Here is a 21,260-nt window from a genome sequence, read left to right as displayed (position 1 = left end):
GAGACGGCCGGGCGATTCGAATATGATGAAAGGAGAATGTTTTAGGGTTATCGCCCCAAGGAGGCCAAGATGAACGAAGCAGCTTTTGATATGAAGTTATTTGAGAGCTTTAAGCCGGGGTTAACATCGTTCTGTTACCGAATGTTGGGATCCATGGATGACGCGGACGATGCCGTTCAGGAAACCAGCATTCGGGCCTGGCAAAGCTGGAGCACGTTCAGGCAGGATTCCTCCATTAAAACATGGATCTACCGCATAGCGTCGAACTTATGCCTGGACAAGCTGAGGCAAACCAAACGCCGATCTCTTTCCGTTGACCGATCCGGCCCGGCGGTTGCCATTGTCGAACCTGTCGAAATGCTGCCAGACTCGTCCTGGATTTGGCCTTCGGCCGATTTCGGAGGGAATCCGGAGGATATTCTCGTTCGCAGGGATACCCTTCAGCTCTGCTTTATTGCACTCTTGCAATCCTTGCCGCCTCGGCAACGTGCGGTTCTTATTCTGAAGGATGTATTCGAATGGTCGTCCAAACAAATTGCGGAAACGTTGGGAATGTCGCCGGCAGCGGTCAACAGCGCCTTGCAACGAGCCAGAGAGACGATGGACCGAACGCAGCTTCGTTCCGAAGAATACAGCAAGATGGATGCCCATCCCGACCCTGATCTCCTCTCCAGGTATGTGGAGGCCTTCGAACAATTCGATATCCATGCGCTAGTTTCGTTGTTTCATGAGGAAGGTTGCATGTCCATGCCGCCTTTCGCCATGTGGATAAGCGGTCAGGACGATTTGTCCAAGTTTTTTGCGCTCACACGCTGGCATTGCGTGGGATCCAAATTTTTGCGGACTACCGTCAATGGCGGTTATCCCGCTTTGGCGCAGTACGTACCGAGCAAGGAGGCATCCGTGCTGGTTCCTTGGGGCATCCATGTGATTGAAATGAGAGATCATCGAATCCTCCATGTTCAAAATTTCATTAATGCAAAATTATTTTCCCGATTAGGGCTTCCGGAACAAATAGACCGATGAATATAGCGATCGGCATTCGTCTATATAAGGGAGAAGCAAAAATTCCCGTAAAGAGGTGTCCTTTTCAATGGAAACAAGTCAGACGAAAGTAACCGTAGAGACCGTCGTTCAAGCCCCTGTGGCAAAAGTATGGAGTTATTGGACCGAGCCGGATCACATCACGAAGTGGAATCAACCGTCAGAGGATTGGCATGCGCCAAGAGCGGAAAATGATTTGCGAGTCGGCGGCACGTTCATTACACGGATGGAAGCGCGAGACGGCAGCATGGGCTTTGATTTCGGCGGAACTTACGACGAAGTGAAGCTGCATGAGACGATTTCCTACACGATGGGAGACGGGCGGAAGGTGGATATTACGTTCGTTGATCAAGGCGAGACGACGAAGGTCGTTGAAATCTTCGACCCTGAGAGCACTCACCCCGTTGAATTCCAGCAGGCGGGCTGGCAAGCGATTATGGACAGTTTCAAGCGATATACCGAAGCATCCAAGGCATAAATCGGGGCGCCCATCAGGGCGCCTTTTTCTTTAACGTTGTAAAGCCGGGAGGGATGCCATAAAATGAAAGGAGCGAAGGCTACGCTGACTCAGGGGAGGTGTATCCGTTGAAGTTCGACGAAATACGGGATTACCCGTTATTGATAGAATTAGAGCCAGTAGATTTGCAATCGATCTACCCCTATTTAACGAAACATTCGTTTACAGACGGCATGATTATTCTAAAGCAGGGGCAATCGAGCGAAGTATTCCATATCGTGTTGTCCGGCAAATTGGATGTGTACCTGGAGAATGAAAAAAAGATTCTCGTCGCGAATTTGGAACGAGGGCATTTCGTTGGGGAAATGTCCTGTCTGACGGGGAAAACGGTAAGTGCTTCCGTAATGGCTGTCGGCACGGTAGAGACGGTAGCAATGCCTCGGCAAGGGTTGCTGTTATTGATGGACCGGAGCACTACGTTCCGGCAGCATATGACCGAAGCGATGATCAAGCGCATTCAGGAGTCCAACGACCGGGTGGCAGAGGAATATACGAGAAGCCTCGCCGTTATGCGGGAGCTGGAGCTGGAGCGGCAGGCGCAATATGGATCGTTGGTTGGCAGCAGCAAATTTATGCATCGGCTCCGCAGAGACATGACAGAATGCGCTCAGCGGGAAGACCCGGTATGTATCGTGGGCGAGAAAGGCGTCGGCAAGTCGCATGTCGCATACGAAATTCATCGATTGTCCCGGCGCGCCGAATATCCAATCGTAAGCATGGACGGGACAAACTTCCTTCAAGAGGATTGGGATATGAAAGTACGAGCTGCAAGAGAAGGAACCATCGTACTGGAAAATGTGGATTCGATGCCGATGGAATTATTAAGTCGATTGCTCCAATCCTCAGGAGATACGCGCATTCTCATGACAGCCTGCGACAAACCGGATACCCATGCACTAGAGGTAAAGATGATTCCGCTTAGGGAGCGGAAGGAGGACATCCCCGAGCTCGTCCATGCGTTCTTATCGGCCGCGGGCTCGGATGATCCGCAGGAGCTGATCTCCCATGACGCAATGAATATGATGACGGTCTATCCGTATCTTGACGGCAATGTCCAGGAACTGAAAACGGTCGTGCAGGAAGCGCATGTTGTCAGCGGCAATCGAATGATCCTTAAGCGTCATCTGCGATTCGGAAGGAACCGCGAGCCGGGAACAAGGCCGAGGATCGGGCTTGCGCTGGGCAGTGGCGCCGCGCGGGGGGCCGCGCATGTTGGCGTTATTAAGCTGCTGGAGCAAGAAGGCATTCCCATCGACATTATTGCAGGGACAAGCGTAGGGGCGTTTATTGGGGCGTTATACGCCGGGGGGCAGCCTGTTTCCGCTTTCGAGAAGGTGCTGCCAACCGTTCGTTGGGGCCAGCTTGTTAACTTTGTGATGCCTCCGAAGGCGTTAGTAAGCAATCATCCAATGGCCCGTTTTGTCGAAAAATATATCGGCCCTGTCAACTTTGAGGACTTGCCGATTCCGTTTGCCGCCGTAGCCGCGGATGCGGTGAGCGGCGAAGCGCACATTTTCAATAAAGGCAGAGTTTCCCATGCGATTTGCGCTTCGACGGCGATCCCCGGTTTCATCAAGCCGGTTCAATATCAGCAACGCTACCTGGTGGATGGTGCGGTGGTTCATCCTGTTCCTGTTGCGCTAACCAAAAGCATGGGGGCCGACGTGGTGATCGCCGTTGATTTGAGTACGCCGGTGTTAGGGGAACCAAAAAGCTTTGTAGTGGCGATCCTCAACACGATTGAAATTATGAGCCGAAAAATTATTTCGGAAGAAGCGCAAATCGCGGATGTCGTGCTTAGGCCCGAAATTACGACAAATCAGGTATCGTTTAAATTGTCTAACCATAACATGGCCATGGGCGAAAAGGCAGCGCGGGAAGCGTTAACTTTAATACGGAGCAAGCTGGTTGAAAGGTGAAAAGCGATTTAAAACACGGTTAAGAAAGGGTCATATCTGGCGTGGCTGAACAGGCTGCCGAAGGATGGCCCTTTCCAATTATTGCTCCTACTGGAGGTTTGAAGATGAATCTGCAATTATTACGAAATTTCCCGCTCTTCGAGCAACTTGATGATGAATATTTGACTGAAATTTCTAAATTATGCAGCACGCGCAAATATACGAAAGGCGAGTCTATTTTTTTAGAAGGCGATGAAGGGGATGAACTTTATCTGGTTATATCCGGAGTTATTCAAATTTATCAAGATAATCACTCCAGGGATGTGGTTCTTTCTATTTTTAGAGAAGGAGATTTTTTTGGAGAGATGGCCTTGTTGCAGAATGAAAGAGTACGCTCTGCTTCGGCGAGGACAATCGAGAAGTCTACTTTATGCATTTTGAAAAAACGCCATTTCATTCCTTTAGTCAATAGCAAGCCTGAAATCCTGATCGGTATATTGGGAACGGCTTTGGATCGTCTGCGTGATGCCAATAAATTAATCATGGACCTGACCATACACGACGTGCGCACGCGTATTGCCCGCATGCTGCTGCGACTAACAGAACAACATGGCGTACCGTCAGCGGATGGAATTTTAATCGATTTGAAGTTAACGCATCAGCAATTGGCGGATATGACAGGAACGGCACGCGAAACCGTGACGAAATTATTGCTGGAATTACAAAACGAGCAATTGATACGCAATGATCAGAGAAAAATAATTGTGTGCAACCTGGATGGACTGAGAAATATACTTGACGTAAATTGAGTTGAATGGGATATAGTGGTTCCTTTGCACTTCTAGTCCCATTTTTTCGGCAGCAGAAGACCGATCAGCGCTCCTGCGAAAGCTGGAATGAGGAACAATCCATTGAATCAGGATGGTAACTGTTAGGATATCACGGTAGGAGGGGAAAAGGTTGCACACGAAAGAGAGCTTGCAGAAGCAATTAGAACAGCTGGGCATTGATGCGGCTGGCACGTTATTGGTTCATTCGTCGATGAAAAGTTTGGGACAAGTCGATGGCGGCGCGGACACGGTCCTGGACGCGTTGTCCGACTATATGAAGGATGGGCTGCTGGTGTTGCCCACTCATACATGGTCGCATATAAATGCAGAGAATCCGAGGTTCTACGTGGAGGAGTCGCCGGTTTGCGTCGGCATTTTGCCGGAACTTTTTCGCAAAAGGCCGGGCGTGGCGCGTTCATGGCATCCCACTCATTCCGTGGCGGCGTTGGGGAGGGATGCACATGCATTTACAAACAGCGACCATCATTTCGATACTCCATGCGCCAGAGGCTCCAGTTGGGGGAAGCTGCTTGACCGGCAAGCAACGATTATGTTGGTCGGAGTCGATTTAAAGCGCAACACCTTTATTCATGGCGTCGAGGAATGGGTGGATATACCCGGGAGACTAACGGATGATCACGAGATGCTGTATACGGTTTTGTCTGATGGAACCGAAATCCCTGTGCCTTCCCGCAGACATTGCGGGTTATCGTGGTCCGAGCATTTTTGGAAAGTGGATGAAGTGCTTGAACGCAAGGGAGCGATGTATAAAGGGCGGTTGGGCGATGCCGTCGTTAGGGTATGTGATGCAGCTTTGGTGGCGGAGGTCATTACGGATATGCTCAAGGATAATCCGGATTTGTTTTCGGATAACAAACCTTTGCCGGAGCGTATCGACACGGCTGACAATCTATGATATGGTGAATGAAACCCATAGGCATTCCACTCTTCGGAGTGGGGTGCCTTGGTCTGTATTTGCGGGTTTTTACATTTAATGTATGTCTATCTATCCGAAAGGACATGGAGGTTGTGATGCTATGTTTCTCTATTTATCCCCGTGCCGGGGAGGTTCAACCGCTGCTATTACAGCGCTAAAATCACTCATGTAAAGGAGAGGTAGAGCATGGCTGCATGCATTCATACAGAAAGACGTCCGCGATTGAAATCTTCCGGACTGCGGAATTTACGTCGGGAGGGTCGTTTGCCCGGGGTCGTATTCGGAAAACACGCAGAAAACGAAATCATTCATATATCCACCAAGCAATTTGAAAAGTGGCTAAAGAAAGGGGGCTCCGGCTTTATCGAACTTAAGCTGGCAGATGACCATTCCCTGACGGTATTGCTGGAGGACCTTCATCGCAACCCGGTGACCGGCGAGCTGTTGCATGTCGATTTCCAGCTTGTTCAGTCAGGCGAAGTTATTCGTACGAAGCTTCCGGTAAAGCTATTGGGCAGCCCTATTGGAACAAAGTCGGGGGGAGTCGTGCAGGTCGAAGACCCCTATGTGGAAGTGGAGGCATTGCCTAAGAACTTGCCGTCCGTGGTCGAGCTCGACATCAGCGCGATGGAAATCGGAGAAACGCTGTTCGTAAAAGACCTGAAATTACCACCCGAAGTGACGGTCATATCCGGGGATAACGAAACTCTCGTATCCGTATTGAAGCCTTAATGCTTTGATGCTAAGTGAAAAATAGGATAAAACATGCAAGAAACCAAGGGGCTAAGCGGCTTGTTCTCGCTCTGCTCCTTGGTTTTTGTCATCCGCTGCTGCTTTCTTGAGCAACGTGCTGTACGTGACAATTGGTGTCGGTTTCGTTACACGCCGATCATTGTGAATCTATTCACAAATTGATCAAATGTTACCCCTCAACTTTGTGATTTAAATCACAATACCAACCGTTTTTACGTTCTATAATAAAGACATCAACAAGAAGCAATCATCAATCGAAACTAACGAGGACGGTGATCCTGATGAATCATATACAACGATCTCAACCATCAGCAAGATTGAAGCTAATCTGACGCCAATGTTAATACCGCTGCTAATAATGAAGAACGGGAGTGAGTTTCATGTTAAAATTTTGGAGAGAGAATAAAATCGCTGGTATTCTAGTCACTATTGTTCGCTTCGTAGTTGGGTTCGCATGGTTGGACGCCGGATGGCATAAAATTACGGGAGCAACGCCTTTCGATGCAACGGGTTTCCTCAACGCGGCCGTAAACAACCCGGTGCTTGATAAAGCTACAGGCGAAGCGGTTTACCCGACCTACACTGCATTTGTAGAACACTTTGCATTACCGAACGTTGGATTCATTAACGTCGCTATACCATGGGGAGAATTCCTGGTAGGACTCGGACTCATCCTTGGTACACTAACGCTTACCGCCGCATTCTTCGGAGCCTTAATGAACTTCATGTTTATGTTCGCAGGTACCGTAAGCACGAACCCGTGGCTTCTGCTTCTTGGATTGATGGTCATCTTCGCCGGCACGAACGCTGGCCGCTTTGGATTAGATCGTTACGTCCTTCCGCTTATGCACAAAGGGCTTGATCGTCTCTTCCATCGCAAACCCAAAAATCCGACAACAGATGCGGGACTGTTAGTTAAATAAACCAATTCCGAGAAAACTTCATCGAAAAAAAGGACGATCAGAGTGCTGCCTCTGATCGTTCTTTTACAGGGCTAGCGGAATAGGCTGGATTGTCTTTTAACCGCTGTGTTTTCCTCTGGTGCATATTGTTCCGTAATAAGGCAAAGATAATGAGCAGCGTGCCGTATAATTCATAGCTGCTGATCTGATAGCCTTGAAAGGCCATAATGACGAATGTGGTAATTGGAACAAAATTAATAAATAAGATGCCGTTAATCGGCGATAGCCGTTTGATCCCTGAATTCCAGCACAGCAGGGCAACAAGCCCTGGCAGTAGAATCATAAAGGACATTTCGTATTTAATCGAGAGTATCGTGTGCCAGCCAGGAACGGGAACCAAACCAAAGACGGAGGCAAGCGTAACGACGATGAAAGACACTGCAGTTCCTAGCAAACATGTGAGTGTGGAATAACGCAGGATCGACCAATCTCTAAATCGGCTCTCCCCCATCGAATACACGACCCATCCGACAACTCCCGCGAAAATGAGAAGCAAAGGAACAAGATGTTGCCCGGCCATCATAAAAAATGTAAATTTCCCATTGGTAATAACGAGCAAAGCGCCGGCAAGCGCGATACCTACACTTGTGAGCGTGTATGTATTCGGTGCTTTTTTTGTCGTGATCCATAAAAGCATAACGGATATCATCGGCATAAGTACTTCCATAATGGAGGCGGCGATTGTCCCTGCTTCCCCCATGAGTTGTTGTCCGAAAAAGACGGCCATGTTATAGACCGTAAATGCCATCGTTCCGAAAAACAATAATGTCTTACCCTTTCCCTCCAGCCGGAATGCCGCTTTTCCCTCTTTCATCCAAAGCAGCACACTGAGGATGACGGTAACGGCGAAATAACGAATAAATGAAAAATAAAGTGGATCCATTTTTTGCAATGCAAGGTGTGCAACAGGAAACATCGCTCCCCACGACATACTTGCAATGAGGCAGAGAATGGAACCTGTGACGATTTGTTTGCTTAGCATGTAAAGCCTCTCCCTATAAGTGCGTATTCCAAAAGTTAGCCTATAAAAAATCCGCCAAATCCTTTGTACATCACTCATTATAGGAAGGAGAATGGGTATAGTAAAATGATTGCAAATCAAGTTTATCATCATTTATAATGATACTTGATAAATATGTATCCATTGAAGAGCTGAGGCGAGGTTGCATTGGAGTTTAATGATTTGAGAATATTCCAGGCGGTTGCAACGCATGGCAGTGTCAGTAAAGCCGCATTGGAGCTAAACTACGTTCAATCCAATGTCACGGCAAGAATAAAGCTGCTGGAGAAAGAGCTTCGGACGCCATTGTTCTATCGGCATAAGCGCGGGATGATCTTAAACCCGGAAGGAAAGCGGTTGTTGGATCATTCGAGGGAGATCTTGTCGAAAATGGAGGAGATGACACATCTATTCGAGGATAAGACATACCCCTCTGGTGTCCTGGAGATTGGGATCGTGGAGACGGTGAATGCACTGCCGGACATCCTATCTTCTTATTATCGCAAGTATCCCAAAGTTGAATTATCATTAAAAACCGGAGTTACCGATGACTTGGTCCAACAAGTGCTTGATATGAAGCTGGATGGAGCTTTTGTTACAGGCCCCATCAGGCATCCTTTAATCGAACAGCTTGAGGTTTTTCAAGAAAAGCTGGTGCTCGTAACCAAAGGAGAAAGCTTTCGTATCGAGGAAATAACGGAAAAGCCTCTCTTGCTGTACAATAAAGGCTGCGGTTATCGGGAAAGACTTGAAAGCTGGATGAAGGCGGAGGGGATTATCCCGAAGCAGATCATGGAATTCGGAACGTTCGGAACGATTATGGGCAGCGTCGCTGCAGGAATAGGAATGACGATTATTCCGGAATCATCCATTACCGATCTGATTGTCAAGGGCACCGTGTATGGTCATAACGTACCGGAACCTTATCATGAAATTACGACCATTTTTATATGGCGTAAAGACTCGTATGTATCGAGCACGCTACAAAGCTTTATGGATGAAATTGTTTCTTTGTTATAATGTAGGTACAGAATGGAGAGGAGCTGCACAATGGCGCAATCGTTGGAAGGAAAAGTAGCAATCGTAACAGGAGCGGCAAGAGGGATCGGCAAAGCGACGGCTGTCGCATTAGCGAAAGAAGGCGTAAACGTTGGCCTGGTTGCCAGGAGCGAGGCTTCCTTAAAGGAAGTGGCCGAGGAATTGAAAGGGCTGGGCGTTAAAGTAGCTTATGCAACCGCCGATATCTCCTCCAAAGAGCAAGTGGAAGCTGCGGTGGAAGCTCTGAGAAGTGAGCTGGGCTCCGCCGACATTCTAATCAATAATGCGGGAATCGCGACATTCGGCACCGTATTGGATATGGACCCCGAAGAGTGGAAACGGATCATCGATACGAATCTGCTAGGCACCTATTATGTCACGCGTGCGGTGCTGCCTCAATTGATCGAGAAGTCAGGCGGGGATATTATTAATATTTCCTCTACCAGCGGATTGAGCGGAGCGGCTACCTCCAGCGCTTACAGCGCATCGAAGTTCGCGGTGATCGGTTTCACAGAATCGCTAGCGCAAGAGGTTCGTCGCAACAATATTCGCGTAACGGCCCTGAACCCTAGTACGGTCGCCACGGATCTGGCGCTTGATCTCAATCTGATCAAGGAAAACAACGATTCGAAGTTCATGCAAGCGGAGGACATCGCGGAAGTAATCGTCAATCAATTGAAGCTCAATCCGCGCATCTACGTGAAGACGGCGAGTTTTATTGCTACGAATCCTTACTGAGTGTAAAAAGCAGTTCTCAACATGCTCCTAAAGAAGGCCGATTTTCTACCCCGGTAGAAAATCGGCCATTTTAATACCGCGAACCTTATTACTGTGCAGTTAGTCCGCCATCGATAATAAATTCTGAGCCTGTAGAGTAGCTAGCCTCGTCAGAAGCCAAGAACAATACCATATTCGATACTTCTTCCGGTTGGGCTACGCGTTTTAATGGAATGTGTTGAGAGAAGGCTTCTACAGCCGCTTTTGTATCTTCTTGTACAACCATTGGCGTTGCAATAACGCCAGGATGTACGGAGTTTACGCGAATGCCCATCGGCGCCAGGTTGATCGCGGCTGCTTTTGTCATGCCGCGCACGGCGAATTTAGTATCTGTGTAACCTACGGCACCGGCAACCAAGCCGTTCATCGAAGATATGTTGATGATCGAACCGCCGCCAGCTTTCATCATCGAAGCTGCCACGGTTTTCATGCCCAAGAATACAGACACTTGATTAATGTCAACGATACGACGGTATTCTTCTTCTGAAAGATCAAGCATATTTTTAGCCATCGTAATGCCGGCGTTGTTTACTAATACGTTTACCGGACCAAAAGCTTCTTCGGCTTTCGCGACAACGTTTGTCCAATCTTCTTGAGAAGCTACGTTTTGTTTAACGAATAGAGCATTCTCGCCTAACTCGGATGCAAATGCATGCCCCTTTTCCTCATTTAGATCGGTTAAAACAACCTTTGCGCCGTGCTCTACAAATAATTTTGCATGTGCCGCACCCATGCCTTGCGCGGCTCCTGTAATAATGGCTACCTTGCCAGATAAGCGACTCATAATAAGCCCTCCTAAAATAGATTCGCCTAAAGTGATAGTCGACTATCACTATTCACACTTACTAGTAAACAACTTTCCCGTTTGAATGTCAATCTAAACGTCCGTTATTGTTGCGAACGAATGTAGCGTAAAAACACATCCTTCATCATCGCGAGCTGCTTGTCCGCCGAAAGCAACGTCGAAAGAGTGGCATCATGGGTGGCCAGGCTTGATTTGAATGTGAATATGCTGAAATTCTGCACCATCGTCATGATAAATACATCCAAATCAACATCCGGTCGTAGTGAGCCGTCCTGCTTGCCCTGCTCGGCCAATGTTAATAAAATTTGGGATAATTTACTTCGTGCGAATAAGTATTCCTCATATTGCTCAGGCGATTCTGCAGCTATTTTTTCGTATAAATGATAAGACTCGAAAAACTTCGCTAAACGAAGCTGGGGATCCTTGGATCCATCTATATAATAATCCAGAATTTGTTCGATTTTTTCGTATGTAGAAATGGTTTTCTCGACAATCCGTCCTACATTCGTGGCCATTTCATCTGTAATCGCATTCGTAGCGGCTATAACCAAATACTCCTTTTTTGGGAAATAGCGAAACAAGGTTGCTATTCCAACGTCAGCAGCAGTCGCTACGTCTTGCATTTGTATATTTTGCACGCCTTGCTCCAAAAATAAATCCTTTGCAGTCTGGATAATTTTTTGGCGGCGTTGTTGTTTGTGTTGTTCTCGTTTACTCATTTTCGTCACACTCCAACTGTTCTTCATACATGGATTGTAACATGCCAAATTAAATTATTTATTATTTTTGAAAAGAGTTAGAATGACTTATGTAGAAATACTTATTGTGGCTGATTAAGACTTGAGGGAGAAGGTGAAGGACAGTGCCGCAAATCGTGAAAGTACTGCTTATACTGGCTGGAGTATTCATTGTCATTGTTATTGGATTTCAGGTGCACTGGTTGCTTGGAATCGGGCTAATTGCCGGACTGTTGATTTATGTGATCTACGCCAATCTTTCGACGTGGTATGTTTTGAGGGGCAATGCGGTTTATGCGCAGGGGGATCTGGATAAAGCGCTGGCGTTTCTGGAGAAGGCGTATAAATCGAAAAACGCCAACCCTCAGCATCATATTCAATATGCATTTTTGCTTATGAAGGTCGGGGAGCAGGAGAAGGCGGAGAAAGTGCTGCAGAAGCTCCTGCAGGTCGCTACATCAACGGATGTTCGCATGCAGGCTAAGTCCAATCTGGCGACCGCGTACTGGCTGCTGAACAGGCAGGACGAGGCGATTCGGCTGCTTGAGGAAATCTGTCAGGATTATAAAACGGTGACGGTGGTCGGAAACCTGGGGTATTTCAAGCTGCTTAAAGGCGATCTGGAGACAGCGCTTGCGTTTAATGAGGAAGCCTATGAGTACGACGACAATGATCTGACCATTACGGATAACTTGGCGCAGAATTACTATATGCTGGGCAGGTTGGACGAGGCGGCAAGGATGTATGAAAAGGTGATGGCCAAATCGCCCAGGTATGCGGATTCGTATTACTATTATGCTAAAACGCTTGAAGGGCTGGGGCGGAACGAGGAAGCGGCAGAACAAGCCGGGTTGGCGTCCGAAAGAACGTTAGCGCTGGTTACGAGTATTACAAAATCCGAGATTGATCAATTAAAAGATAAGTTAGCCAGGGAAACGGATGAATTAGAAAAGATTTGAGCTCGTACAAATAAATGAAGATACAGGCTGGCTCAGTATGTCTTATGACATGATGGGCCGTTTTTTTTTAGCGTTCTTACTATCAGACAGTCAATAACGATTATTGACAGTGACCATTCATACTTTATGATATAGGGACGGATTAATACGGATAGGAAGTAAAAGCAATCATTTATAATATAGAAGGAGAGTATTGCTCGATCCATGCCATAAGGCATTAGACAAATAGGAGGGCATTTGGTAATGAAACAGAATGCTTTATTGAACAAGAAAGGACGCAAGCTGTTTATCAAGAGATGCTTGAAGTACATGCTCTTTTTACTGATTTTTGTGGCCATGCTGACTCCGTTAATATGGAATTCTTACACGCTGGCAAGACAATTAACGATTGATAGAAGCGAAGCAAAGCTTGTAGAAGGCGTATTGTCATTAGAATCACAGGTGACAAAAGCGAAAGAGCTCGCTAACTTGATACGCGAAGAAGAATCGTTTAAGACGCTGTTCTTTTTAAACGGCGAACCGTCGAGCGAGAACTACATCGATATGAAGCAGCTTAATGAAAAGCTTAGAAGACTGACTTTGACGCAGGAATTAGTTAGTTCGGCCTCCATTTATTTTAGAGATAATCCGGTGTATGTTTCGAATTATTTTTCCAGCGATCAAGTTCTAAATGCCTACGACAAGTTTCATCATTACGAGAGCTATACCTTTTCGGAGTGGAGAAACTTTATTTTCTCCGGCAATTACGAAGTGAAATTTTTGAAAACGCTTAAACTTCAATCCAATTATTACAGCAGCAGGCCCTATGAAACCTTTACCATTTTATTTAATAACACGTATCTCCCTCTTATCGATGATCTTAGAAGCGTATTGGCGTTGGATATGGATACTAAAACTTTAATGAAGCAGTTCCTATTCGATGAGCATCAGTACGATCAATTGTTGCTAATTGCGGATCAGAACGATAACGTGTTGTATTCGAATCAGGATGTAACAGATCTAAAGCTTGGAGAAATCGCTCATTCGAAGGAATTCAACCATCAGGGACAAGCATTTGTCGCCTTGGTCGAAGAACGCGATTTTTTGGGATTAAAGGTGATAATGGGTCTCCCGCTCAGCGGGTTCCAACAAAATATTCACGAAATGCTGGAGCTTGTCTTGGTGTACATCCTGATCGGAATCGTGCTTATTGTTTGCATTTCCTTGTATTTTTCGTGGAGAGAAACCAAATCGATTAAGCCGATTATCGAGCTCGCTTCCAAGGCATCCAATACGACCTTTAAAAATACGAACGAATACAGCTATTTAAATCAAGCCATGTCAACGATACAACATATGCAGGAAGAGCATATTAGGAAAATAAGCGAGTTAAACCAATCCATTCAAGGCTCTATTTTAAAGCAAATGCTTGTTTTGGGCGCGTACACGGAAAAGGAAATCGACGAGGCGGAATATTATTTTGGACATCGATTCCACTCTTTTAGAGTCATAAAAATATCGTTTTACTCGGAAAATTCGGATATGGATTTCCATCAAATGATTTCGCTTGAATTGGAATACAATTTGCGAAGTTTAATCGATGATGAGTTTGTTTCCTTGTTCTTTAATAGCGGCGAAGTGGTATTTGTTGTTTTTACGAACGGAGAGACAGTGGATGATTTGGATCGCCTGCAAGCCGCATTTATGGAATTGATTCGGAAAATGCATCATACCGTTTCCGTTGCCGTGCATCTGACTGTAGGGATCAGCAACTCCATGAACAACATTACGCAGGCCAAGGAAGCGCATCAACAGGCTATATATGCCGTAAGCAGCAATCAGTCAGAAGTGTCAAGCGGGGTTTACCGGCATGAGGCATCGCCTCAACAGCAAAAAAAATCGTTAATGGACGTCACGATTTTATTAAAAATATACGACGCTCTAGTAGCCGGCGAGAAGGAAACGGTTCAAAAGCTTCTCAAGGAGCAAGAACAAGTCCTGAAAATCAACTTAAATGAAGAGAGTCAACAATTGCAGATCTACTTTTCTTTGCGTCAAGCTGTCGAAAATGCCTATTACGTCATCTTTAATCATCGCACGCCATCCGCGACGGACCGTAAATTGGAGTTTCCGGTTTATGACCCCGCGGCTTCAGCTGCAGTAAACATGGGACATTTGGCAGGATATGCCGATCTATTATGCGAGGTTGTCCTGAGTCATAAAAAGAGCAATAACGATAAGCTAAAGGTAGATATACTTGCGTTTATCCAAGAAAATTATGCGGAGGTATCCTTGTCCGCAAATAAAATCGCAGAGCAATTTTTAATATCCGAAAAATATGTATTTGCTTTCATTAAGGAGCAAACGGGAAAAAGCTTGGGGAAATATATGGAGGAGGTTCGCGTGCAAGCGGCGGAGCAGCTATTGCTTTCGACGACCTACTCGAACAGCACGATCTTATCCATGTGCGGCTTTGGGAGCGAAAACACCTTTTACCGCGCATTTTCGAAAAAACATGGCGTTACGCCTACGATTTGGAGAGAACGCAACAGGCTCATAAAAGAGTAATTCGAACGCTGTGACAGTATCGAATCAAATGACAGAGCTCCAATAAAGAGTGCCGTGCAATAGTGACAGAATATATTCATTCTTTGTGAAAGCGCGCAGTCGCATTGACAGTATATTCTTTGGACCCAAATCCTTAGACTGGAGCTGTAAGCGATTGCAAAAAAACCAAAGGAGAATGTGACATGGTTGTTCATTCAATGAAACGAAAAAAGAAGATGGGGCTCGCGACATTAGCTGTATCTCTAACGCTTGCAACGGTGTTGTCGGGTTGTGCCTCCAATGAAACAAACAATAGCGGGGCAACAAATAGCGGAGGCGGTCAAAAGGCTGCCAGCTCTCCGGCCGATAACGAGGGCAGCAAAGAAAAAACGGTTGTAAAGATCGCCACGCAGCAGTCGCCCAACGTCGAAGATTATGAAACAGCTATGCTGACGAAGATGATCGAAGATGAGTTCAACGTAGATCTTCAGTTTATTCTTTTGCCGACCGACAACAATGAGGCAAAAACGAAATTGGCGTTGATGGTTGCTTCCGGCGACAAGCTTCCGGATGTAATCAACATGAAATTAGACGAGATCACGGCGTATGAATATGCCAGCAAAGGAGTATTCGTTAATTTGGAGTCTTATTATAATGATCCGGCGATTGCTGTAAATTTCAATAAGATTCCGGAAGCCGATCGTACTTATATGTTCAATAACTCCCGTTTGGCGGACGGACATGTATATGTCATGCCTAAATACAATCCAAATCAATGGAACGAAGGCTCCTATCGGGCTTGGATCAATTCGAGCTGGCTCGAAAAGCTGCAGCTTGACGCACCCAAAACGACGGATGAGTTATATGAGGTGCTGAAGGCTTTTGCTGAAAAGGATCCAAATGGCAACCAGAAGAAGGATGAAGTTCCTCTTGTCGGCACCATGTCGGGGTGGGGGCAAAATCCGATTACATTTTTAATGAATGCGTTTACGTATGCGAACCCGGAAAAAAGCTACTTGAACGTTGAAAATGGCAAAGTCGTTGCAGCCTATACGAAGCCGGAATGGAAAGAAGGCTTGGAGTACATGAATCGGCTCGTCTCCGAAAATTTACTGTCTCCTTTAACCTTTACTTCGGATAATACGCAACTAAAGGCTTTGGTTAATGTGGAGAATGGAATGGCGGGCATCGTCGTAGCGGGAAGCTACGGCACGTTTGACACCAGCATTTTGGGCAATGACATGGTCATGCTTGAGCCGCTTGCAGGCTCCAACGGAGCAAGCTTTACGCCGTTTAACCCGACCTTGCCCGAACAGCTATGGTGGATCACGCAGGATTCGGCTAATCCGGAATTAATGTTCCGTATCGGCGATTATTTCTACGACGAAGCGATTTCCAACATATCGAGGTATGGCGAAGAGGGCGTCGAGTGGACGCGCGATCCGGCGATTGTAGCCGAATATTTTGGCGATTATGAGGAGCAATTAGGTATTTCGCCAGAGCAAGCCACTTTGGATCCCGGTTTCTGGGGAAGTCCGCAAAACAAAACATGGACAGATGTAAATCCAAGCTTCCGCAGCGGGGAGTCCCTGACTAAAACGGCAACAAGGAAAAAATCGGAGGTAACGGAGGGATCGGCTCCTGTTTGGCAGCCTGTTTTCTATAAAACCTACGTTCCGAAGTTCCCGAAAGAGTTTATTACAAACCTGATCTACAACGAAGAGGAATTAAAGACGATTGCTAACAGCAAAGTCGTTATCGATACTTACGTATCCGAGATGACCGTTGCGTTTGTTACGGGTCGAAAGCCATTTTCCGAATGGGACGGCTATATCAAGGAACTAAACAAAATGGGATTGGAGCAATATCTCTCTGTTTCTCAAACCGCATTCGAGCGCACACAATAATGAAGTCATAGGGGAAGCAATGGCTGGTTATCTTGTTTAACTTTGCGGGATTCCAGCCGTTTGTTTCTGGAATGGAGATAAGGCAATGTCCGAAAAATTCATCAAAAATTATTTATCGAATTGGCAGTTATATGTTTTTTTAATACCCGCCTTGGTCTATATCGTCATTTTCGCTTACGTGCCAATGGCAGGCGTCCAACTGGCATTTAAAGATTGGGATTTTAGAGCAGGGATTTGGGGGAGCGAATGGATCGGCTTTGAAAATTTCGAGCGCTTTTTTGACTCCTACCAGTTTGGCAGCATTTTGTGGAATACAATTTCCTTATCTTTGTATAGCCTGGTTATTTCCTTTACATTGCCTATCATTTTTGCCTTGTTGCTCAATGCATTTATCGGTACGCGTTATCGGAAGTTGATTCAAACCGTGTCCTATATGCCGCATTTTATTTCGACGGTTGTTATTGTCGGTATGCTGCTGCAAATTTTCAATCCTAGAACGGGCGCGATTGGCAATCTCTTTTTAGCGTTGACCGATAAGGTTATACCTGACGTGTTTGCCAATCCCGATGCGTTTCAGCATCTGTATGTATGGTCGGGCATATGGCAGAGCTTGGGATGGAGCAGCATTATCTACATTGCCGCATTGGCGGGTGTGGATCAAGAGCTGCACGAGGCCGCCCAAATCGACGGCGCTACGCGATTTAAACGGGTTCTGCATATTGATTTCCCATCCTTGCTGCCAACCGCGACGATATTACTCATTTTGGCTGTAGGCAATGTGATGGATATCGGTTTCGAGAAAACGTATTTAATGCAAAATAATTTGAACATCAGCCAAAGCGAAGTGATTTCGACTTATGTGTACAAGGTTGGCTTAACGATTGGAGCGGGGGATTTTCCCTTCGCGACGGCTATCGGACTATTTAATAGCATTATTAATTTTATCTTGCTCATTTTAGTAAACTATTCGGCCAAGAAAATTAACAACAACAGTTTGTGGTAGGGAGATTATGATGGGAAATCAACTAACGTTTGCGAAGTCGCCCAGATCGGACAAAGTGTTTTATATCCTGTCAGGCATCGTCTTAACCGTCATTTTATTGGCTGTACTGTACCCGCTGCTATTTGTTTTATCGGCGTCCTTCTCATCCGGATCTGCGGTTTCTACAGGTAAAGTCTTGTTATGGCCGGTGGACTTTAGCTTGGAGGGTTATAAAGCCGTATTCAAGCATAAAGACATCTTGAATTCTTACGGCAATACGTTTCTTTATACGATTCTCGGCACGATCATCAATGTGTGCATGGTCATGACCTGTGCGTACGGACTGTCGCGCAAAAAGCTTAAGGGCAGAAACGTATTTATGTTCATCTTTACTTTTACGATGTTTTTTAGCGGCGGATTAATCCCCTTTTATTTGTTGATCAAGGATTTAGGTTTAATGAACTCCATAGGCGCAATGGTGTTGCCTGGCGCTTTGTCCGTCTACAACATGATCATTGCAAGAACATTTATTACGAATACCATACCGGATGAATTATTAGAGGCCGCGCAAATCGATGGATGCAATGATTTTCAATTTTTCTTTTCCTTTGTTCTTCCATTATCCAAGTCGGTTATTGCCGTCATTACCTTGTTCTCGGCGGTCACCCATTGGAATGCCTATTTTAACGCATTAATGTTATTAAATGATCGCAGCTTATACCCGCTGCAAATTATACTTCGTGAAATTCTAGTGCTGGGCCAAGTTAACGCAAACATGATTATGGATCCCGAACTGCAGGAAGCTATGGCAAATACCGCTGCCGTATTAAAGTATTCTTTGATCGTCGTGGCCAGCGTGCCGATTTTATGTTTTTATCCCTTTATACAAAAGTATTTTGTTAAAGGGGTTATGATTGGTTCTTTGAAGGGGTAATCGAATACCACTTAGAAGGGATGATCTTGATGTTATTGAGCACGATGAAACGGATGTCGATGATAGCTCTGATTTTTTTATTGCTGAGTAGTTTATGCCTGGGAGGCCCTACATCATCGTTAGTCGCTTCAGGCGCCAAATCGGAAGACTCTTCGCCTTTAACAGCTTCAATAAATTGGGACATCGTTGAGAAAAGTGTGCAACCCCAAGCCTATGGTCAAAATTCGAATGGATTCATTCATGATTCCTATACCGCAGATCCCGGCTTTATGTCGCATATTCGTTATTTAAATGGCAATCAAGGTCTTATTCGCATTCATAGTACAGGTATGATTAATACGAGCGGCTGGCTTAATGAAGATTTAACCTGGAATGAAACCAAAATCGTTAATGCGCTTACTCCGCTTGTAGATGAACAATATCCCATTATGATTAATATTCCTTACGGGCCCAATGGAAAAGAGGATTATTTGGATGCCGATGCCTTTGCTTCCTTTGCGGCCGAACTGGTGGAAATCGTTAATATAGAGCATGAATTGGGTATTCAATACTGGGAAATTCCAAATGAAAGAGAAAGCGGCTTTATTACTCCGGGGCTGAATGCTTCGGCAATGGCTAATCTTATTAAGAAGAGCTATATGGCTATGAAATCTATTGATCCAACGATAAAGGTTGGAGGACCTGCTACGGCCGATGTAAAGGTGTCTTATTTGACATCCGTCGTTGATCAAGCGCTGCCTTATATTGATTTTGTTACCATGCATGCGTATAGCAGCGGGCAATCCAGTCCAAAGACGGATGCCGCGGCCTATGACCATGCACAAAATCAAGGGACATTAGTTGACAGTTTGCGAACGGGTTTATTGGCGATCGGACCATCGGCGGATCTTCCTATATTTATCGATGAGTACAATATGACCTGGGATACGGATCCGAGGTTGCACACAAGCAAGGAGTCCGTCTATGCTGCGCTGCTAGTAGCCAATGTCATTGGCGGAGCCGGAACGGCAGTGAATTTCTGGCATGCAGAAAGCTCTTATATGGGTTTAATGAATGATGGAAGAGAGTTGTATGATACGGCGGATTTATATTATTGGTTCAATCGATTTTTCCATGGGCAAGTCGTGACATCCGTTTTTTCGGATGAAACAAAGGTGGATGGATATGCAGTAAAATCGGCGGAACGCAAATCGATCCTGCTCGCCAATCGAACGGATGCAGAGCAGACGGTTGAGCTTCAGCATTTAGGGGCTGCTCCCTCTTCTTACTGGGATATGTATCGGATTGATGCTGCGGGGTCGTCACAGCTTGCCAATGTTAATGGAGCAGCCTGGTCTACGGCGGGAATAACGCTGCCTGCTCACTCGGTCACGATCATTACGCAAGGAGTCGACGTGACGCTGTTTGAGCATATTCCTTATACCATCATGAATATGGATTCGGGAACTTTATTAACGTTAGAGGATGCAACGAGCGATGTCATTCATGAACAAGATCAACTAAACGATCATCAGCAATGGATTTTGCAAAAAACAGGGACTAATCAATATGAGATACGTTCCAAGGTTGATCAGTCTTTATTGAAGATATCCTACGGTGCGGGCCTTATAGCGGATAAGTGGGAGCTCCTTTCTATCGGGGGAGAGGGATACCAATTGCAGGCAGCCGGTACAACAATGGTATTAGCGATCTCCGGCGACCCGTTGGATGAGTTTGCGCTCGTCGAAGCCAATACGCTAGCCGATCGTCAGAAGTGGACGTTCCGTTATGCCGGCAAACGCACAGCCATTATCGATCATGCGGAGCATCTTTATACCATAACGAACAAGGCATCCGGTAAAGTGCTGCAGATTGGCAATTCGAGAATGACAGAGGGCGGGACGGCAAATCTGCAAACGAATGAAGGATTGGCCAGTCAAAAATGGAGCTTTAGATGCTACGACGAATGCTCAGGCTTTCGTATCGCCAATGCAAACAGTGGATTAGTTATCCATGCAACGGCTGCTGCACGCGTTACCCAAGCGCCATTTTGGTATGATCCTCCCCGGCAATTGTGGACGTTAGAACGGCAAACCGACGGCTCTTATCTCATACGCAACAATTTAACCTCCCAAGTATTGCAGCCTAGCGGAGGAAGCTTGCTTGAAGGTATTGTCGCAACGACAGGCGTTGATGCAGGAGCCGATTATCAAAGATGGTATATTGCAAAAACAACCAACAACCATGTTTTGCCTACGGTTGAGCAGGATGTTGATTATATTTTAAGAAATCTGAGTACGGGTAAAGTCATATCCGTTGCCGGCGCTTCGACTGCCAATGGAGCAAGCGTCATCCAGGAAACCTATTCGGGAAATCCCGAGCAGCGATGGAGATTTAGTTGGTATGTCAATGGAACAAGGATTATCAATCAAAACAGTTTAAATGTACTGGCGCCAAACGCTTCAGGGTTGTCAATCCAGCAAACCTTTGCTTTTCATGATACCAATCAACAATGGATTCTTGAACGACAGCCGGACGGCACATATTTGCTGGTCTACGCCGCGAATCGAAAGGTACTTCAGCCGGTAGGAGGCGGTACTGCAGATGGCGTTCGTTTAGAGTGGGTTAATCCGACGGGAGCTACTATCGAAAAATGGGAATTAATCCGTGCATAA

18 protein-coding genes are annotated in these 21,260 nt (G+C 46.0%); 15 read left to right on the top strand and 3 right to left on the bottom strand.

The features are described 5' to 3' along the window. Positions 1-69 precede the first annotated feature (69 nt). The 7 genes from B1748_RS13065 to B1748_RS13035 all read left to right on the top strand — a co-directional run bounded on the left by B1748_RS13065 (position 70) and on the right by B1748_RS13035 (position 6,902). Positions 70-1,026 carry a sigma-70 family RNA polymerase sigma factor gene (locus tag B1748_RS13065; RefSeq protein ID WP_087568363.1) on the top strand — a complete coding sequence of 319 codons (957 nt, stop codon included), beginning with the start codon at positions 70-72 and terminating at the stop codon, positions 1,024-1,026. A gap of 67 nt (positions 1,027-1,093) precedes the next feature. Continuing rightward, positions 1,094-1,522, top strand: coding sequence for an SRPBCC family protein (locus B1748_RS13060; RefSeq protein ID WP_087568362.1), 429 nt, complete (start codon positions 1,094-1,096; stop codon positions 1,520-1,522). Between the two features lie 107 nt (positions 1,523-1,629). After that, positions 1,630-3,480: a patatin-like phospholipase family protein gene (locus B1748_RS13055; RefSeq protein WP_087568361.1), complete on the top strand. Its 1,851-nt coding sequence runs from the start codon at positions 1,630-1,632 to the stop codon at positions 3,478-3,480. 104 nt (positions 3,481-3,584) lie between these two features. Further along, entirely contained in the window at positions 3,585-4,268 is a 684-nt protein-coding gene (locus tag B1748_RS13050; protein WP_087568360.1) for a Crp/Fnr family transcriptional regulator, read from the top strand. Between the two features lie 151 nt (positions 4,269-4,419). Next, entirely contained in the window at positions 4,420-5,205 is a 786-nt protein-coding gene (locus tag B1748_RS13045; protein WP_087568359.1) for an AAC(3) family N-acetyltransferase, read from the top strand. Between the two features lie 207 nt (positions 5,206-5,412). Beyond that, a complete protein-coding gene (locus tag B1748_RS13040; protein ID WP_087568358.1) occupies positions 5,413-5,958 on the top strand; it encodes a 50S ribosomal protein L25 in 546 nt (181 codons plus the stop codon). 401 nt (positions 5,959-6,359) lie between these two features. Next, positions 6,360-6,902, top strand: coding sequence for a DoxX family membrane protein (locus B1748_RS13035; RefSeq protein WP_087568357.1), 543 nt, complete (start codon positions 6,360-6,362; stop codon positions 6,900-6,902). 37 nt (positions 6,903-6,939) lie between these two features. Here the strand turns inward: B1748_RS13035 and B1748_RS13030 are convergent, their stop codons facing one another. Then, on the bottom strand, positions 6,940-7,923 hold the full coding sequence (locus B1748_RS13030) for a DMT family transporter (protein WP_087568356.1): 984 nt from the start codon (positions 7,921-7,923) through the stop codon (positions 6,940-6,942). 186 nt (positions 7,924-8,109) lie between these two features. On the opposite strand from B1748_RS13030, the gene B1748_RS13025 reads away from it, so the two are divergent. Then, the gene (locus tag B1748_RS13025; RefSeq protein WP_087568355.1) at positions 8,110-8,961 is read left to right on the top strand and encodes a LysR family transcriptional regulator; all 852 of its coding nucleotides are present in this window, start codon (positions 8,110-8,112) and stop codon (positions 8,959-8,961) included. A 30-nt stretch (positions 8,962-8,991) separates the two neighbouring features. Beyond that, positions 8,992-9,717 (top strand): 3-ketoacyl-ACP reductase, encoded by a 726-nt coding sequence (locus B1748_RS13020; protein WP_087568354.1) that lies wholly within the window; start codon positions 8,992-8,994, stop codon positions 9,715-9,717. 88 nt (positions 9,718-9,805) lie between these two features. On the opposite strand, the gene B1748_RS13015 is transcribed toward B1748_RS13020, so the two are convergent. Further along, positions 9,806-10,540: a glucose 1-dehydrogenase gene (locus B1748_RS13015; RefSeq protein WP_087568353.1), complete on the bottom strand. Its 735-nt coding sequence runs from the start codon at positions 10,538-10,540 to the stop codon at positions 9,806-9,808. Positions 10,541-10,644: 104 nt separating this feature from the next. After that, positions 10,645-11,280, bottom strand: a complete 636-nt coding sequence (locus tag B1748_RS13010) for a TetR/AcrR family transcriptional regulator (protein WP_179215563.1) — start codon at positions 11,278-11,280, stop codon at positions 10,645-10,647. A gap of 143 nt (positions 11,281-11,423) precedes the next feature. Between B1748_RS13010 and B1748_RS13005 the strand changes: the two genes are divergently transcribed. The 6 genes from B1748_RS13005 (at position 11,424) to B1748_RS12980 (ending at position 21,260) form a co-directional block, all read left to right on the top strand. After that, positions 11,424-12,257 carry a tetratricopeptide repeat protein gene (locus tag B1748_RS13005; RefSeq protein ID WP_087568351.1) on the top strand — a complete coding sequence of 278 codons (834 nt, stop codon included), beginning with the start codon at positions 11,424-11,426 and terminating at the stop codon, positions 12,255-12,257. A 243-nt stretch (positions 12,258-12,500) separates the two neighbouring features. Beyond that, on the top strand, positions 12,501-14,804 hold the full coding sequence (locus B1748_RS13000) for a helix-turn-helix domain-containing protein (protein WP_087568350.1): 2,304 nt from the start codon (positions 12,501-12,503) through the stop codon (positions 14,802-14,804). Positions 14,805-14,986: 182 nt separating this feature from the next. Next, entirely contained in the window at positions 14,987-16,690 is a 1,704-nt protein-coding gene (locus B1748_RS12995) for a type 2 periplasmic-binding domain-containing protein (RefSeq protein WP_087568349.1), read from the top strand. Positions 16,691-16,775: 85 nt separating this feature from the next. Beyond that, positions 16,776-17,693, top strand: coding sequence for an ABC transporter permease (locus B1748_RS12990; RefSeq protein WP_087568348.1), 918 nt, complete (start codon positions 16,776-16,778; stop codon positions 17,691-17,693). 10 nt (positions 17,694-17,703) lie between these two features. Next, on the top strand, positions 17,704-18,606 hold the full coding sequence (locus B1748_RS12985; RefSeq protein ID WP_087568347.1) for a carbohydrate ABC transporter permease: 903 nt from the start codon (positions 17,704-17,706) through the stop codon (positions 18,604-18,606). Positions 18,607-18,875: 269 nt separating this feature from the next. After that, positions 18,876-21,260: an RICIN domain-containing protein gene (locus B1748_RS12980; RefSeq protein WP_179215562.1), complete on the top strand. Its 2,385-nt coding sequence runs from the start codon at positions 18,876-18,878 to the stop codon at positions 21,258-21,260.

The organism is Paenibacillus sp. MY03 (assembly GCF_002165585.1).
Classification (GTDB): Bacteria; Bacillota; Bacilli; order Paenibacillales; family Paenibacillaceae; genus Pristimantibacillus; species Pristimantibacillus agaridevorans.
The sequence above is the reverse complement of the archived record's forward strand: the minus strand, read 5'-3'. Positions and strand labels throughout refer to the sequence as shown.

Bases quoted from the DNA above. Each gene is read 5' to 3' on its own strand.
- B1748_RS13050 (WP_087568360.1), top strand. From the start codon at position 3,585: ATGAATCTGCAATTATTACGAAATTTCCCGCTCTTCGAGCAACTTGAT.
- B1748_RS13020 (WP_087568354.1), top strand. From the start codon at position 8,992: ATGGCGCAATCGTTGGAAGGAAAAGTAGCAATCGTAACAGGAGCGGCA.
- B1748_RS13000 (WP_087568350.1), top strand. From the start codon at position 12,501: ATGAAACAGAATGCTTTATTGAACAAGAAAGGACGCAAGCTGTTTATC.
- B1748_RS13010 (WP_179215563.1), bottom strand. From the start codon at position 11,280: ATGAGTAAACGAGAACAACACAAACAACAACGCCGCCAAAAAATTATC.
- B1748_RS13035 (WP_087568357.1), top strand. From the start codon at position 6,360: ATGTTAAAATTTTGGAGAGAGAATAAAATCGCTGGTATTCTAGTCACT.
- B1748_RS12995 (WP_087568349.1), top strand. From the start codon at position 14,987: ATGGTTGTTCATTCAATGAAACGAAAAAAGAAGATGGGGCTCGCGACA.
- B1748_RS13065 (WP_087568363.1), top strand. From the start codon at position 70: ATGAACGAAGCAGCTTTTGATATGAAGTTATTTGAGAGCTTTAAGCCG.
- B1748_RS12990 (WP_087568348.1), top strand. From the start codon at position 16,776: ATGTCCGAAAAATTCATCAAAAATTATTTATCGAATTGGCAGTTATAT.
- B1748_RS13015 (WP_087568353.1), bottom strand. From the start codon at position 10,540: ATGAGTCGCTTATCTGGCAAGGTAGCCATTATTACAGGAGCCGCGCAA.
- B1748_RS13030 (WP_087568356.1), bottom strand. From the start codon at position 7,923: ATGCTAAGCAAACAAATCGTCACAGGTTCCATTCTCTGCCTCATTGCA.
- B1748_RS13040 (WP_087568358.1), top strand. From the start codon at position 5,413: ATGGCTGCATGCATTCATACAGAAAGACGTCCGCGATTGAAATCTTCC.
- B1748_RS12980 (WP_179215562.1), top strand. From the start codon at position 18,876: ATGTCGCATATTCGTTATTTAAATGGCAATCAAGGTCTTATTCGCATT.
- B1748_RS12985 (WP_087568347.1), top strand. From the start codon at position 17,704: ATGGGAAATCAACTAACGTTTGCGAAGTCGCCCAGATCGGACAAAGTG.
- B1748_RS13060 (WP_087568362.1), top strand. From the start codon at position 1,094: ATGGAAACAAGTCAGACGAAAGTAACCGTAGAGACCGTCGTTCAAGCC.